The sequence below is a fragment of the Corynebacterium sp. CQ3829_602738 genome (genome assembly GCF_054478435.1).
Genome location: NZ_CM137003.1, coordinates 1,044,478 through 1,059,638, shown reverse-complemented (window position 1 = coordinate 1,059,638; position 15,161 = coordinate 1,044,478). Strand labels below are relative to the sequence as shown.

Below are 15,161 nucleotides of genomic sequence, written 5' to 3'. Positions count from 1 at the left end.
CGCCTACTTCCTCGTCGACACGCGGTCGAGCTCGCTCAGGAACTCGTCGATCGTGTTCGAGCGGCGGGTCGAATCCGACAGCTCGGTGCCCAGCAGACGCTCAGCCAGCGAGATGGAGTTCTGGCCCATCTCGTTGCGCAGCTCAGCGACAACCTGCTCGCGGGAGGCCAGCAGCTGCTTCTCACCGGACTCGATGATGCGGCGGGCCTCTTCCTCGGCGCGGGCACGAGACTCAGCCTCGATTTCCTTGCCGCGGGTGCGGGCGGCTTCACGGATCTCAGCGGCCTCGTGGCGCGCCTCCGCAAGCTCGGCGTTGTTCTTCTCCAGGGCAGCCTTGGCTTCTTTTTGGGCGACCTCAGCACGCTCGATGCCACCCTTGATTCGGTCTTCGCGCTCCGCCAGCACTTCCTGGAACTTCGGAATGACGTACTTCGCAAAAAGTAGGCCGACGATGATGAAAACGACAAGAGACCAAACCACGTCGTACGCTGCCGGCAGAAGAATGGAAGGTTCCTTCTCCAGCGGCAGCTTCTCGCTGGCCTCTGCGGCAGCGAGGAATGCAGTGACGTCAGTCATTGGTTGCTCCTGATCTAAAAAATGTACGGGTTACTCGTTCGTGTTTTTTAGAACAGGAAGCCGGCGACGAGGCCGATCAGGGCAAGCGCCTCAACGAAGGCGATACCCAGGAACATGGTGGTGCGCAGCTGGCCAGCCATCTCCGGCTGGCGAGCCATGCCCTCGACGGTCTTGCCGACGAGCATGCCGATGCCGATGCCCGGGCCGATGGTTGCGAGGCCGTAGCCGATGGTGCCGAGACCCTCGTAGCGGTTCACGGTCTCCGCTGCCTGAGCAAGAATGATGTCGTTCATGTGAAAGTCGTTCCCTTTCTAGGTGCTCTCCCGCGGGGTGCGGGTGAGCGAGTGACAGATGGTGGGGTTATTCAGTTGGCCGTGTGGTCGCGCTTTGTTAGTGCGCATCCGCGTGCAGCGACAGCTCGATGTACACCGCAGTCAGCAGAGCGAAGATGTACGCCTGCAGGAAGATGATGATCAACTCGTATGCGGTGAACAGCAGCGCTGCGATGAGGGTCAGGCCACTCACTGCCGTCCATGCGTTCAGCTGCCAGAAGAAGAAGTTCGTGGCGGAGTACAGCAGGACGAGAATGATGTGGCCAGCCAGGAAGTTCGCCATAAGACGAAGAGCCAGGGTGACCGGACGCAGAATAAACGTCGAGAAGAACTCGATCGGCACCACCAGGAGGTGGAGCAGCGGCGGAAGGCCGGGAATCACGGTCGAGTGCTTGAAGTATGCGATGCCGTAGCGCTTCACGCCGGCGTAAATCATCGCAATGTAGGCCGCAACCGCCATGACGATCGGCATGCCGATACGTGCGTTAGGCGAGATGTTCAGGCCTGGGATGATCGTTGCGACGTTCATGAACAGCGTGGTGAAGAAGATGGTGCACAGCAGCGGCAGGAACCGCTTGCCGTCCTTCTTCCCCAGCGTGTCCTCCGCGATATGCACGCGGACGAAATCGACACCGATCTCGGCGACATTCTGCAAGCCCTTGGGAACCAGCTTCGGGTTCCGGAAGGCAATAACAAAGAGGAGCACCAAAATCGCCGCCATGAACAGGCGGACGAGCATGATGCGATCGAGTGCGAACCACCCATTAGCGAAGTCTTCGCCAATGAGCTGGCCGTACGTCTGCCCCGGGAAAAATTCTGGACCAAGCGAAGGTGCGTGGAATTCACCCTTCATGGCCAAAGTTGTAACGCTCAGCGTTCTCTCCCGTTCTCGGGCCGCGCTCCGATGCGCTCGGCGCGCGGTGCGATGGACGTCTTCAACAAAGACTGCCTCCGCGGCGGACTCCGTCGCACATCTGCTTCCGCGGGGGCAGGGGATGTCGTTCTTGCGCCGGTTTCCCCTGCTTACGAGGGTTAATATCGACTCGGAACAAACCCAGCGGTAATCCTAACAGGCCGTCCGCGCAAAGTAGGTTTTACCTGTGTAGTTGTCCCCCCGACGCACCACCCCAACCCACGAAACCGGGCAACTACCCAGCTCGGACGCTTTTCCGCCCTGCTGTTAGGTCTGTCACAGCTTGCGCGTACCTCTAATCCAGGTAGGTGGTGCGGGTGGTAATCAGACCCCAGGTTTCGGCACCCAGGGCGACAACTAGCGCCGCCATCGTGGTGATGCCGAACGCCTGGTGGTCGTAGAAGTCGAAGCCGCGGATCCACAGGAAAAACAGCACCAGCACACCCATCTTGAGCAGCCAGCCGCCGAGCACGATCGCCATCGTGGCGTTCGGGGTGGAGTTCGAGGTGGCCAGCACGGTTGCGGCGGTGAGCAGCACGAAGCTTCCGCCCACTGCGACGCCCATCAGCGCGGCCCAGATGCCGGGCAGGTCGCGGGCGGCGCCCCACCCCATCAGCGCGACCACAGTGAGCACCACGAGCGCCCAGCTGGCCACCTTCAGCGCGCGCACGAGAGGCTTGCGGTGGTCGGTCATGGCGTTAGCGTCGTTGACTTCAAGCGGTTTCACGCTGCGTCATCCTACCCGCCGGGCCGATCTTTCCCTTGGCCAAGGGCACCAGCGTGAGCAAAAACGCAACCAGCAGCGCCGCCACGCTTAACGACGCCGCGATTTTGAACGGCACCACGGAAAAGCTCACTGCACCGAAGGCGACGGCGGAGACCCACATGTAGAGCACCAGCACGGTGCGGCGGTGCGTGTGCCCGAGCCGAAGTAGGCGGTGGTGGATGTGCCCTGCGTCCGCGGCAAACGGGCTCTGCCCGCGCGCGGTGCGGCGGATCACGGCCCACACCAGGTCCAGCACTGGCAGCGCGATCGCGGCCAGCACAACGATGATCGGGCTGACCAGCGCCACTAGGTCGGCGGCGCCGTAGAGCGACATGTTGATCTTGCCGGATGCCGAAATCGACGCCGCGGCGAGCAGCAGCCCGATCAGCATCGCCCCGGAGTCGCCCATGAAGATGCGCGCCGGTTCGAAGTTGTGGGGCAAAAAGCCCGCGCAGATACCCACCAGGATCGCGCAGATGATCGCCGGCGGGTAGGCGGAGACTGCCCCGCCCTGGTCGTGGAGCACCGCCAGCGAATAGATCAGGATCGCAGAGCCCGCGATCATGCCCAGCCCGGCGGCGAGCCCGTCGATGCCGTCGACGAAGTTCACTGCGTTGATGAGCAGCACCGTAAACAGCGCGCTCAAGACCATGCCCTGGGCTTGATCCAGGATGAGCGTGGTGCCCTCCCCGAACGGCAGATAGAACACGGTGAAGATAATGCCCAGCGCGGTCATGATGATCGCGGCGGCGAACTGCCCGATTAGCTTGGTCAGCGCGCGCAGCTCGTACAGGTCGTCCACCACGCCGACGAGCACGATGGCGAGCCCGCCCACCAGTACCGCAGTCATTTCCGGGGTCACTGGGGCGAACCCGCGGGTCAGCGCCGGCAACTGCTGCGCGAGCCCGTAGGCAGCCAAGAATCCGGTGAACATGGCCAGCCCGCCTAGCGACGGGGTCGGCTGCGTGTGCACGTCGCGCTGGCGGATCTCCGCCACCCTGCCCGTGCGCACGAGCATGGACCGCACCGGCCCGGTGGCCAGGTACGTGACTGCGGCCGCCACGAGCAGGACAAGTCCCAGCTCACGCAGCGGAACACCGGAGGCGTTCATCGGCGGCTACTTCCTCCGCAAGCTCTCCGGGTCAAGCCCTAAGACCTGACCAATGCGTTCGGCGGAGATCGCCCCCTCGCGCAAGATCCGCGGCACGGGCCCGGAAATGTCGATGATTGTGGATGGCTCCCCGATCTCGGCGGTGCCCCCGTCGAGGTAGATCGGCACCGCGTCACCGAATTGCTGTCGCGCCTCGGTGGCGGTGGTCGCCGGCGGGTTGCCGGAGATGTTCGCAGAGGACACCGCCATTGGCCCGGTTTCCTGCAAAAGCTCGAGCGCCAGCGGCTGGTTCGGCATGCGCAGAAGCACGGTGCCGCGCGTGTCGCCCAGGTTCCACGGCAGGCTGGGCGCCTCCGGCACGACGATGGACAGCCCGCCCGGCCAAAACGCCTCCACCAGCGTCTTCGCGGTCTCGGTGAACTCGCGCACGAGCCCTTGAATAGTTACCCAGGAGCCCACGAGCACCGGCACCGGCATGTCCGGCCCGCGGCGCTTGGTGGCTAGAAGCGTGTCCACTGCGTCGTTGTTGAAGGCGTCACAGCCGATGCCGTAGACGGTGTCCGTCGGCAGGACGACGCAGCGGCCGGCCCGGACGGCGTCGGCGGCCGCGCGCACACCTTCGATGCGCTTTTGCGGGTCGAGGCAGTTGTATGTTTCCCTCATCGTTCGCTCCTTGGCCGTCGGGCAGTTACCGGGCTAGCTTACTCGCCGTGACAAACCGGGCCCGCCCGGTCATGTCCTCCAGCGCCCGCACGTCCGCGAAACCGCCGGCGCGCAGCTGAGCCTGCACAGCCTCGGAGGTGGTGTCGTCGTGCTCGATGCCCACCGCTCCCCCGTCTTTGAGCATTTGCTTGACGACGGGCACGAGCCCGCGAATCGCCGCCATCCCGTCAGCCCCCGAAAACACAGCCTCGTGCGGGTCCGCGTAGACCTCCGCCTGCAGCTTCGGCGTCTCCGGCACGTACGGCGGGTTGGACACCGCCACGTCCGCGGTGATCCCTGCGAGCAGATCCGGGTCGGTCATGTCCCCCGCCACCACGTTGACCTGGGGCGCAAGCTTTTCGACGTTGCGCTGCAGGAAGGCGCGCGCCGCCGGGGATTTTTCCACCGCGTAGACGGTCGCGTCCGGCCTCGCGCGGGCGACCGCGATGGCCAGGGCTCCGGTGCCGGACCCGAGGTCGACGACGGTGGGGGCCGGAGGTGCGTCGATAAGCTTTCGAACCGCCCACTCGGCGAGGACCTCAGTCTCGGGCCTGGGGATGAACACGCCGGGGCCGACGGCGAGGTCGACGCCGTAAAACGGGGCGGTGCCGATGATGTGCTGCAACGGCTCGCGCGCGGCGCGCCGGGCGACGAGCTCGGTGTAGCGCTCGCCGAAGTCCGCCGGGACGTCGGCGAACATGAGCTGCATCGGCGCGACACCGAGCACGTGCGCGGCGAGCAGGCGCGCGTCCACCTCAGGGGAGTCGACGCCCGCCTCGCGCAGCGTGTGTGTGGCGCTCGCGATGTGGGAGCGAACGTTACTCCGCTTCAAGACGCTCCTGGCGCTCGTGCGTCTGCAGCGCGCCGATGAGGTCGTCCATGTTGCCGTCCAGCACCGAGTCCAAGTTGTTGGACTTGTAGTTGATGCGGTGGTCCGAGATGCGGTTTTCCGGCCAGTTGTAGGTGCGGATGCGCTCGGAGCGGTCCATGGTGCGCACCTGCGACGCGCGGCCTTCGGCCTCCTCGGCCTCCTGCTTCTCGCGCTCGAGCTGGTCCAGGCGAGCCTGCAGCACCTGCATGGCGCGGGCGCGGTTCTGAATCTGGGAGCGCTCGTTCTGGCAGGTCACCACAATGCCGGTGGGCAGGTGTGTGATGCGCACGGCCGAGTCCGTCGTGTTCACGCCCTGGCCGCCCTTGCCGGAGGAGCGGTACACGTCGACGCGGATGTCCTTGTCGTCGATGTTGACGCTTTCAATCTCGTCGGCTTCCGGGAAGACGTACACACCGGCGGCAGAGGTCTGGATGCGGCCCTGGGACTCGGTGACAGGTACGCGCTGCACGCGGTGCACGCCGCCCTCGAACTTCAGCTTGGACCAGGCGCCGTCGCGCGACGGGTTCTTGGACTTGACCGCGACGGTCATGTCTTTCACGCCGCCCAGATCGGACTCTGCGACGTCGAGCACCTCCCACGTCAGGGCGTGCTTCTCGCAGTACTTCTGGTACATGCGCGCCAGGTCGCCGGCGAACAGCGCGGCTTCCTCGCCGCCGGCGCCGGCCTTGAGCTCCATGATGATGTCGTCGCCGTCGTGCTCGTCGCGCGGGGCGAGCAGGTCGGCCAGCTCCTCCTCCAGGCGGACAATCTCGCCCTCGAGACGCTTGGCCTCCTCGGCGAACTCCTTGTCTTCGGAGGCCATCTCGGCCGCAGCCTCGTGGTCCTCCTGCGCCTGGGTCAGGTCGTTGTAGACGTTGATGATCGGCTGCAGCTCCGCGTAGCGCTTGGACAGCTTGCGGAACTGATCCTGGTCGCCCGCTACCTCCGGGTCGCCCATTTGGGCCTGGATGCCCTGGTACTCGGCGACGTAGTCGTCGACAAGCGAAACCTGCGATTTCTCTGCCATTAGGAGTAGTCCTCCTCATCGTTTTCCGTCTGCGCCATCGGTGCAGAGTTGGCCACGCCGATGAGGAACTCGCCGTTGGTCTTTGTCTTCTTCAGCTGCTTGATCAGCATGTCAATGGACTGCTGCGGATCCAGCGCGGAGAGGATGCGGCGCAGCTTGTGCATCACGCGGGCCTCCTCCGGGCTCATCAACAGCTCGTCCTTGCGGGTGCCGGACGGGTTGACGTCCACAGCCGGGAACACGCGGCGCTCCGCGATCTTGCGGTCCAGCTTGAGCTCGGCGTTGCCGGTGCCCTTGAACTCCTCGAAGATCACGGTGTCGCCGGCGGAACCGGTCTCCACCATCGCGGTGGCGATGATCGTCAGCGAGCCGCCCTCCTCGATGTTGCGGGCGGCGCCCAGGAAGCGCTTCGGCGGGTACAGCGCGTTGGAGTCCACGCCACCGGAGAGGATGCGACCGGACGCCGGGGAGGAGTTGTTGTACGCGCGGCCCAGTCGGGTGATGGAATCCAGCAGGACCACCACGTCCTGGCCCATCTCCACCAGGCGCTTTGCGCGCTCGATGGCCAGCTCGGCCACGGCGGTGTGCTCTGACGGCGGGCGGTCGAACGTGGAGGCAATGACCTCGCCGTTGACGCTGCGCTGCATGTCCGTGACTTCCTCCGGACGCTCGTCCACCAGCACCACCATGAGGTAGCACTCCGGGTTGTTGGTGGCGATCGCGTTGGCGATGTTCTGCAGAATCGTCGTCTTACCGGCCTTCGGCGGGGAGACGATCAGCGCACGCTGGCCCTTACCAATCGGCATGACCAGGTCGATCACGCGAGTGGTGAGGATCTTCGGCTCAGTTTCCAGACGCAGACGGCGGTTCGGGTACAGCGGGGTGAGCTTGTGGAACTCCTTGCGCGCCTTCGCCGCCTCAGTGGTCTGGCCGTTGATGGCATCCACCCGCACAACCTGGTTGTAGCTGCGGCGGTTGCGGCCGTTGCCCTGCGAGTGGGACTGGCCGTTCGCGCGCACCTGGGCCGTCACCGCGTCGCCGGAGCGTAGGCCCGACTGGCGCACCAGCTTCTGCGGCACGTAGACATCCGCGTTGGACTGGCGGTAGCCGGTGGTGCGGATGAACGCGGAGCCGTTGTCCTGCACGTCCGCGATACCCGCTACTTCCTGCAGGTCCTCCGGGTTGAAGTTCTGGTTGTCGTTGTTGTTTCCGTTGTTGCCGCCGCCGTTGTTGTGGTCGCGGTTGCGGTTCCGGTTACGGCGCCCGCGACGGCCGCGGCGTCCCCCGCCGTGGTGGTCGTCGTTGTTGCCGTGGTTGTTGCGGCCGCCACGGTCGTTGTTGCCGTGGTTGTTGCCGCGCTCCTGGTTGCGGTCCTGCTCGTCCCGGTTGTCGCGGTTGTCCCGGTTGTCACGGTTATCGCTGCCCTGCTGCTCGTCGTGCTGCGAGCGGGCGCGGTTGCGGCGGGCGCGACGTGCCGCGGAGCGCGATGCCCCGCGGGACTCCTCGTCGTCGCTCGGCTGCTGCTTCTCCGGCTTCTCAGCCTTTTCGGCCGGCTTCTCGGCCTTCTCTGCCGTTTCCACCGGCGCAGCCTTCTCGGCGGCGGCCTTGCGCGGCACCTGCCCGGTGGCGATGGCCTGGATGAGTTCCCCCTTGCGGAGCCCGGAGATCCCCTTGAGTCCCTTTTCGGCGGCGAGCTTGCGCAGCTCCGGAATCTTCATTGCGGCGAGGTCGGCCGCGGTGCCGGTTTCGGTCACGTGTGTCCTTTCGTCGCTAAGCCAGCTGCTTAATCGCGCAGATATTCGCGTTTGCATGCACCGGTAGCGGTCGTGTGCGGTCTTACGGATCTCGCGGGCCCGGGGAAACGTTCCTCCCGGTTGCGCCGCCAGCACCCTCAACCGGAATATTTCCGGGACGGATGCAATTCGCACGATCCACGCAGAAGTGTAGCGCATAGAAGGCCCTGCGCTAATCAGGCCCGCGCTAACATAGCCTGCATGCTTTCAACGATGCAGGAGGTGCCGTTCTCCGTCGCCAGGATTTTGGAGTACGGCACCACCGCCCACGCCAACACGAAGTGCACGACGTGGCGCGCATCCGGCGCGGAGGAGACCACGTTCGCCGAGATCGGCGCGCGCGCCGCCGCCTTCGCCCACGCATTGCACGACGACCTGGGCATTGACGGCGACCAGCGCGTGTCAACGCTGCTGTATAACTGCGCGGAGCACATCGAGGTCATGTTCGCCGTGGCCGCGAAGGGCGCGGTGTTCAACCCGTTGAACGTGCAGCTCATGGCGGATCAGATCGCGTACGTGGTCAACCACTCCGAGTCCGAGGTTGTTGTCGCGGACCCTCGCCTGGCGGAGAAGCTGGGCACGATCTTGCGGGACTGCCCCACCGTGCGCGCTGTGGCGTTCACAGGCATCGCCCCGCTTGACGACGCAGCTTCGCACCTCCCCGACACAGTCCAGGTGTACAGCTACGAGCAGCTTCTCGACGGCCGGCCGACGTCCTACCAATGGCCCGAACTGCCGGAAAACACCGCCGCAGCGCTGGTGTACTCCACCGCCACCACCGGTGCGCCGAAGGGCGTGGCGTACTCGCACCGCTCCCTGTGGCTGGAGGCCACGGGCCTGCGCGCCACTGACTCGTTGGCCGTGACCCACGGCGAGACGTTCTTGTGCTGCATCCCCATCTACCACGTGCTCAGCTGGGGCGTGCCCCTCGCGGCGTTTCTAGCCGGCACGCCGCTGGTGCTGCCCGATTCGGACATGTCCGCCCCCACCCTGGCCAAGCTCATCGCCGGCACCCACCCGCGCGTGGCGCACGGCGTGCCCACCCTGTGGATCCAGCTGATGGTGCACTACCTGCACAACCCGCCCGAGCGCATGAGCCTGCAGGAGATCTTCGTCGGCGGCTCCCCCGCCCCGCCCGCACTGATCAAGGTGTGGGAGGAGCGCTACGGCGTGGACGTGGTGCACGTGTGGGGCATGACCGAGACGTCCACCGTCGGCACCGTGGCGCGGCCGCCGTCGGGCGCGTCGGGTGAGGCCCGCTGGGCCTACCGCGTCTCCCAGGGCCGCTTCGCCCCCACCCTGCAGTACCGCGTGGTCAACGACGGCCAAGTCATGGCACCCACCGACCTCACCCAGGGCGAGATCCAGGTGCGCGGCAACATGGTCGCCGCCAGCTACTACCACTCGCCCACCCAGGAACCCGGCGAGATCGCCTCACGCTTCCGCGGCGAAGATGTCGACGACGAGCGCGAGCACTTCACCGCCGACGGCTGGCTGCGCACCGGCGACGTGGGCACCGTGACCAACGCCGGATTCCTCACGCTCTACGACCGCGCCCGCGACGTCATCCGCTCCGGCGGCGAATGGATCTACTCCGCCCAGGTGGAAAACCTGATCATGGAGTCCGAAGAAGTCATCGAGTGCGCCGTCATCGGCATCCCCGACGACAAGTGGGGCGAGCGCCCCCTCGCCGTGACCAAGCTGACCGCCGAAGTCGCCCCCACCGCGGAGACGGCCGCCCGCCTGCGCGCCGGGCTCGCCGACGTGCTGCCGAAGTGGATGGCGCCCGAATACTGGACCTTCGTGGACTCCATCGATAAGACGTCCGTGGGCAAGTTCGACAAGAAGGACCTGCGCAAACACCTCGCCAAAGACGAGTTCGACATCATCGCCTTGCCCGGCCCCGGCAGCCGGCCGAAGGCGACGTCGTAAAGCGAAAAGTCACGGTACGATGGCGGGGCATGACAGCAAAGCCAAGCATTTTCTCCAGTCCATCCCGCTACGTGCAGGGCAAAGATGCCATCCACGAGCTGGGCAAGTACCTGAAGCAGCTCGGCGAGAACCCGCTGCTGCTTTCCGACGACACGGTGTGGGGCCTCGTCGAACAGTCCCTCACCGACGGGTTTGAAAAGGAAGGCCTCCCGGTCAACCGCGTCAAGTTCGAAGGTTTCGCAACCGCCGAGCGTGTCGACGACACGGTCAAGCTGATCAAGGACAATAACTACGACGTGGTGGTCGGCCTCGGCGGCGGCTCCGCCATCGACTCCGCGAAGGCCGCCGGCTTCGAGGCGGACATCCGCTGGGCTTCGGTGCCCACCGCGGCGTCTTCCGACGCTCCGACTTCCACGCTTTCGGTGATCTACACCGAGGACGGCGCCTTCGACGAATACCGCTTCTTCCCCCGCAACCCCGACTTGGTGCTCATCGACACCCAGCTGGTCGCCGGCGCCCCGGAGCAGTTCCTCGTCGCTGGCATCGGCGACGCCATGGCTACCTGGGTGGAGGCACGCGCGACCGCAAGGGGCAACGGCACCACCATGAACGGCGGCCACCCCACTCGCGCAGGCGCTGCTCTTGCAGAGCTGTGCGCTGACATTCTGCGCAAGGACTCCTTCGCCGCCCTCGATGCGGTTCGCGCAGGCGTAGTCACCCCGGCGCTTGACGCCGTGGTGGAGGCGAACACCCTGCTGTCCGGCCTCGGCTTCGAGTCCGGCGGCTTGGCCGCGGCCCACGCCATCCACGACGGCCTGTCCGCCGCCGAGCAAACCCACGGCCTCTCCCACGGCGAGAAGGTCAACATCGGCACTCTCGCCCAGCTGATCATGGAGGGCGCCGACTCCGAGGAGATCGAAGACTTCATCGAGTTCACCACCAAGGTCGGTCTGCCTACCACGCTGACTGAGGTGGGCCTGTCCCCCGAGGACACCGACGTCCTCGAGGCTGTTGCCAAGGCCGCGACCGCCGAAGAGGAGACCATCCACAACATGCCGTTCCCGGTCGAGCCGGCCCAGGTTGTCGAGGCGCTGATCACCCTCGAGCACACCGCCCGCCGCGTCCGCGAAGAGCGCGGCCTGCCGGAACCGAAGAAGTACGAGGCGAAGCACTAAGCTCGCGCGATCCGGGGCCGCACGATGCTTTCGTGCGGCCCCTTTTTATGCCTGTTTCCGCAATTGCAGAACGTTCGGACACAACCGGACATATCGAACATACCCCCGTTTTCCATTTTCCATTCTGCAGTTGCGGAACGATCGGACACAATCGGACATTTCCCTAAATGTGCACTTACAATGGTTCCGCAACTGCAGAATCCGCCCCCAGATGTCCACTAAAATGAACACACAAAACCCTTTACATCGAACATGTTTGCGCTTACGCTCGACACCAAACAGCAACCGCCAAACCATCCCCGGGGGACCTGCCATGACAACAGCCATCAAAGCCGAGCGCACATCTCTGCTTATCAACGAGCTAAAGCACCACCACCGCAATTCCCACTTCCACCGCGCTGAAATGCTTAACGCCCTCGGCCAACTCGATGAAGCCGACATCGCCTCCCAGCGAGGTGAGACATCCACCGCCACCTGGCTCAAACGCGAGCTCAACCTTGCCACGGCCACGGCTTACGAATACGTCCACGTCTCTCGGGGTCTTCGCAGATTCCGCCTGCTGTATGAGACGTTTCGCTCCGGCATCATGCCGTACTCCACCATGCGCCTACTGCTGCGCTACATGCACGAGCAGAACGAAGAAGAACTGGTAGACCTCGCTCTAATTCACGGTTACTCCGAACTCGAGCAGGTCCTTGCCGGCAGCGATCCCGCCGAGGAACGGGAGCCGGAGGAACCAGTGGTCACCGCGAAGTTTCGCACGGACGGCATGCTCGATTTCCGCGCACTGCTTCCGGCTGTCCAGGGCCAGGCACTGCTCTGCGCGCTGAAAATCGCGCAGTTGGCGAACTACTGCGCAGAACTCCCCGATGTGGACGAGCTTGCAGACCCAGAGGAGCTAGAGAGGCTCATTAACTCAGTAGAAAACGAACCGGAGGCGTGCCCTGCAGACGAGACGGTGGAAACAGAACGCCCACGGACAAAGTTGGACATGGACAGCATCTTGCGGCCCCCGTCCCGCTACGGCAATCCGGAAAGGAAGGACCTCTACCCCGCTTTTGTTGCCATGATGGAGATGGTGCGTACGAACCCAGTCAGCGCCCTGCGCGCACCGGGCGCCCACGTCAATATTGTGCTCACGGAGGACGGCGGGGCATGGATGCCGCAGAACACCTCGGCTCGCTCAGCGGAGGTTCGAAGCTACATCGCAAACGCGAATGTTCGGCTGCACCTGCTAGACAAGAAAGGACTGACTATCCACGTCGGCCGGTCCCGCCGCTTCGCCACGGACGCCCAGGTGCTCGCCTTGCTCACGGCCTGGGGCCACCAGTGCGCGATGCCCGGTTGCAACCACAAGCGTTTCATCGAGATCCACCACATCCGGGAATGGGAAGAAGGTGGCGAGACGAACATGGACAACCTGATCCCACTGTGCTCGAGCTGCCACGCAAAGATTAGCCACGGGCTCGCCTATATACAGCCGCACGGCCCTGACCTGTACTTCCGACTTCAGGACGGAACGCAGTACGTGTCTAGGAACCGCTCTCTGCCGACGAGGACGCGCGACCACACTGGTCCGCTGCGCGACACAGTTACGCCGGGTGACTCGTTCGCGGAATAGTTAGTCGCGCACCAACTCCGCAGTGGCCGGGCCTGCGACGTCGAGTTCGATGACGCGGAGACCGGCGGAACGAGCTTCGTCGAGAAGCGAAGGCTCCACCTCAGTGGTGGTGAGCACGAGCGCAGTCGGGCCGGCGCCGGAGAGGTAGGCGGCGTGGCCGCGGTTGCGCAGGCGGTTGACCCACTCCGCCGTCACCGGCAGGACGTCGGCGCGGTACGGCTGGTGGAGGCGGTCGCGGGTGCCCTCGAAGAGCAGCTGCGGGTGATGCTGCAGCGCGGCCGTCATCACTGCGGTGCGCGAGACGTTGAAGCGTGCGTCAGTGTGGGTGACGTGGCTGGGAAGCACCTTGCGCACGGCGTTGGTGGAGGCGTGGAAGTCGGGCACGAGGGCGACGGCCTTGATGGACTCGTCCACCGGGATACGCACGGCGCGGTAGGACGGCTTGGACTGGCCGTCGACGGGGATGTCCGTCCAGGACACTACTGCCCCGCCTAGGGCGGACGCACCGGCGTTGTCGGGGTGGCCCTCGAACTCGGAGGACAGCTGCACGACCGCATCCTCGTCCAGCGGGAAGCCTGCCAGCGCGTTGGCGGCGACCACCCCCGCGACGGCGGCCGAGGCGGAGGAGCCGAGGCCGCGGGACTGCGGGATGTTGTTGTGGCACACCACGCGCAATCCGGGCGCGGAGACGTCGGCGGCGGACAAGCCGGACTGGATGGCCCGGACGACGAGGTTGGAGCTGTCGCGGGGTAGGTCGTCGGCGCCCTCGCCAAAGATTTCCACCTCGAGGCCGGATTCGGTGACCTCCACCTCAACGGTGTCGTAGATGCTCAGCGCGATGCCGAGGGTGTCGAAGCCGGGGCCCAGGTTCGCCGACGAGCCGGGGACGGTGACCTTGACTTTCAGGCCGGGCTGCAGATCGATAGCCATAGACGGAAACCTTAGGAGTCGAGGCGGATGACGGAGTTGACGGCGAGCACGTCGTCGTGGCCGGAAAGCTGTTCCACGATCGCCTTGAGGTCCTCCTCGAGCGCGGCGTGGGTGACAACGATCAGGTGGGCCTCGTCGCCGGACTCCTCCTGGCGCACCGCGGACAGGGAAATGCCTGCCTTGGCGAAGCGGGCGGTGAGGTCGGCGAGCACGCCGACGCGGTCGTTGACCGTCATGTTGATGGTGTAGCGAGTGGTCACCTGCTCGAACGCGACGACTGGGTAGTCCGCGTAAGGGTTCTCGGCCGGGGCGCGGCCGCCGTGAACCTTGTTGCGGGCAGCGCCGACGAGGTCGCCGAGCACTGCGGATGCGGTGGGGGCGCCGCCGGCGCCGTTGCCGTAAAACATAAGTCGACCTGCTGCTTCTGCCTCGACGAAGATGGCGTTGTAGGACTTGTCCACGGTAGCGAGCGGGTGCTCGTTGGGCACCAGGGTCGGGTGGACTCGGGCGTTGATACCGGTGGTGTTGCCGGCGTCGTCGACAAGCCGCTCGCAGATGGCCAGCAGCTTGATGGTGTGGCCGGACTTCTTCGCGGCCTCGATGTCGTCGGCGGTGATTTTGGTGATGCCTTCGCAGTACACGTCGTCGAAGGTCACGCGGGTGTGGAAGCCCATGGAGGCGAGGATGGCGGCCTTGGATGCGGCGTCGTGGCCCTCCACGTCCGCGGTCGGGTCCGCCTCCGCGTAGCCGAGGCGGGTGGCCTCGGCCAGCGCTTCCTCGTAGCTCGCGCCGGTGGACGCCATAGCGTCGAGGATGAAGTTGGTGGTGCCGTTGACGATGCCGGAGATGCTCTGCACCTGGTCGCCCGCGAGCGAGCGGCGCAGCATGCCAACCACCGGGATGGCGGCGGCCACGGCGGCCTCGTAGTAGAGGTCGACCCCGGCGGCGTTGGCGGCGTCGGCAAGCTCGGCGCTGTGGGCGGCCACCAGGGCCTTGTTCGCGGTGACCACGGACTTGCCGGCCTTGAGCGCCTCGAGCACGAGCTCGCGCGGGTAGTCGATGCCGCCAATGAGCTCGACCACGATGTCCACGTCGTCGCGCGTGACCAGCTCGCGCGCGTCCCCGGTCAAGTACAGCCCCTGGACCTCGGGGGCGTCCTTATGCTTCTCGACGTCCGATACCGCAACTCCCCTGACCTCGATCGGGCTGCCGATGCGGTGCTCCAAGCTGGAAGAGAACTCCGACAGTAGGCGCAGCACCTCGGTACCGACGGTGCCCTTGCCCAGCACAGCGATGCCCACGGGGGTGCCGATGCCCTTGCCCGGGTAGTTGCCGTTGTATCCCTCGGCGGTGGCGGAAGTCATGTTGCGTGTAGCTCCTTCGTCGTACGTGGCGGGGATCAGCGGTGAACC

The 15,161-nt window shown here is 65.5% G+C and carries 14 protein-coding genes; 3 read left to right on the top strand and 11 right to left on the bottom strand.

Going from position 1 to position 15,161, the window contains the following annotated elements; genetic code table 11:
* Nucleotides 1-3: 3 nt before the first annotated feature.
* The 9 genes from ACX1NL_RS05135 to rho all read right to left on the bottom strand — a co-directional run bounded on the left by ACX1NL_RS05135 (nucleotide 4) and on the right by rho (nucleotide 8,016).
* Nucleotides 4-576, bottom strand: a complete 573-nt coding sequence (locus ACX1NL_RS05135; protein WP_070844089.1) for a F0F1 ATP synthase subunit B — start codon at nucleotides 574-576, stop codon at nucleotides 4-6.
* 47 nt (nucleotides 577-623) lie between these two features.
* Entirely contained in the window at nucleotides 624-869 is a 246-nt protein-coding gene (locus ACX1NL_RS05130; RefSeq protein WP_034999811.1) for an ATP synthase F0 subunit C, read from the bottom strand.
* A 97-nt stretch (nucleotides 870-966) separates the two neighbouring features.
* A complete protein-coding gene (gene atpB / locus ACX1NL_RS05125) occupies nucleotides 967-1,761 on the bottom strand; it encodes a F0F1 ATP synthase subunit A (protein WP_181888242.1) in 795 nt (264 codons plus the stop codon).
* Nucleotides 1,762-2,116: 355 nt separating this feature from the next.
* The gene (locus ACX1NL_RS05120; RefSeq protein ID WP_070844173.1) at nucleotides 2,117-2,515 is read right to left on the bottom strand and encodes a hypothetical protein; all 399 of its coding nucleotides are present in this window, start codon (nucleotides 2,513-2,515) and stop codon (nucleotides 2,117-2,119) included.
* A gap of 19 nt (nucleotides 2,516-2,534) precedes the next feature.
* The gene (locus ACX1NL_RS05115; RefSeq protein WP_269511874.1) at nucleotides 2,535-3,698 is read right to left on the bottom strand and encodes an MraY family glycosyltransferase; all 1,164 of its coding nucleotides are present in this window, start codon (nucleotides 3,696-3,698) and stop codon (nucleotides 2,535-2,537) included.
* Nucleotides 3,699-3,704: 6 nt separating this feature from the next.
* Nucleotides 3,705-4,361, bottom strand: a complete 657-nt coding sequence (locus tag ACX1NL_RS05110) for an L-threonylcarbamoyladenylate synthase (RefSeq protein WP_458898783.1) — start codon at nucleotides 4,359-4,361, stop codon at nucleotides 3,705-3,707.
* A gap of 25 nt (nucleotides 4,362-4,386) precedes the next feature.
* Nucleotides 4,387-5,232 (bottom strand): peptide chain release factor N(5)-glutamine methyltransferase, encoded by an 846-nt coding sequence (prmC, locus tag ACX1NL_RS05105; protein WP_458898782.1) that lies wholly within the window; start codon nucleotides 5,230-5,232, stop codon nucleotides 4,387-4,389.
* Nucleotides 5,219-6,298, bottom strand: coding sequence for a peptide chain release factor 1 (prfA, locus tag ACX1NL_RS05100; protein ID WP_458898781.1), 1,080 nt, complete (start codon nucleotides 6,296-6,298; stop codon nucleotides 5,219-5,221). The genes prmC and prfA overlap by 14 nt, the downstream gene beginning before the upstream one ends.
* Nucleotides 6,298-8,016, bottom strand: coding sequence for a transcription termination factor Rho (rho, locus tag ACX1NL_RS05095; RefSeq protein WP_458898903.1), 1,719 nt, complete (start codon nucleotides 8,014-8,016; stop codon nucleotides 6,298-6,300). Before rho ends, prfA begins: the two co-directional genes overlap by 1 nt.
* Nucleotides 8,017-8,292: 276 nt before the next feature.
* Here rho and ACX1NL_RS05090 point away from each other — a divergent pair, with 276 nt between their 5' ends.
* The 3 genes from ACX1NL_RS05090 (at nucleotide 8,293) to ACX1NL_RS05080 (ending at nucleotide 12,819) form a co-directional block, all read left to right on the top strand.
* On the top strand, nucleotides 8,293-10,023 hold the full coding sequence (locus ACX1NL_RS05090; protein WP_458898780.1) for a long-chain fatty-acid--CoA ligase: 1,731 nt from the start codon (nucleotides 8,293-8,295) through the stop codon (nucleotides 10,021-10,023).
* 29 nt (nucleotides 10,024-10,052) lie between these two features.
* On the top strand, nucleotides 10,053-11,198 hold the full coding sequence (locus tag ACX1NL_RS05085; RefSeq protein ID WP_194989515.1) for a glycerol dehydrogenase: 1,146 nt from the start codon (nucleotides 10,053-10,055) through the stop codon (nucleotides 11,196-11,198).
* A gap of 313 nt (nucleotides 11,199-11,511) precedes the next feature.
* Nucleotides 11,512-12,819, top strand: a complete 1,308-nt coding sequence (locus ACX1NL_RS05080) for an HNH endonuclease signature motif containing protein (RefSeq protein WP_458898779.1) — start codon at nucleotides 11,512-11,514, stop codon at nucleotides 12,817-12,819.
* Here the strand turns inward: ACX1NL_RS05080 and thrB are convergent, their stop codons facing one another.
* Both thrB and ACX1NL_RS05070 read right to left on the bottom strand, forming a co-directional pair.
* A complete protein-coding gene (gene thrB / locus ACX1NL_RS05075; protein WP_458898778.1) occupies nucleotides 12,820-13,749 on the bottom strand; it encodes a homoserine kinase in 930 nt (309 codons plus the stop codon).
* 11 nt (nucleotides 13,750-13,760) lie between these two features.
* Nucleotides 13,761-15,113 (bottom strand): homoserine dehydrogenase, encoded by a 1,353-nt coding sequence (locus tag ACX1NL_RS05070; protein ID WP_458898777.1) that lies wholly within the window; start codon nucleotides 15,111-15,113, stop codon nucleotides 13,761-13,763.
* Nucleotides 15,114-15,161 lie beyond the last annotated feature (48 nt).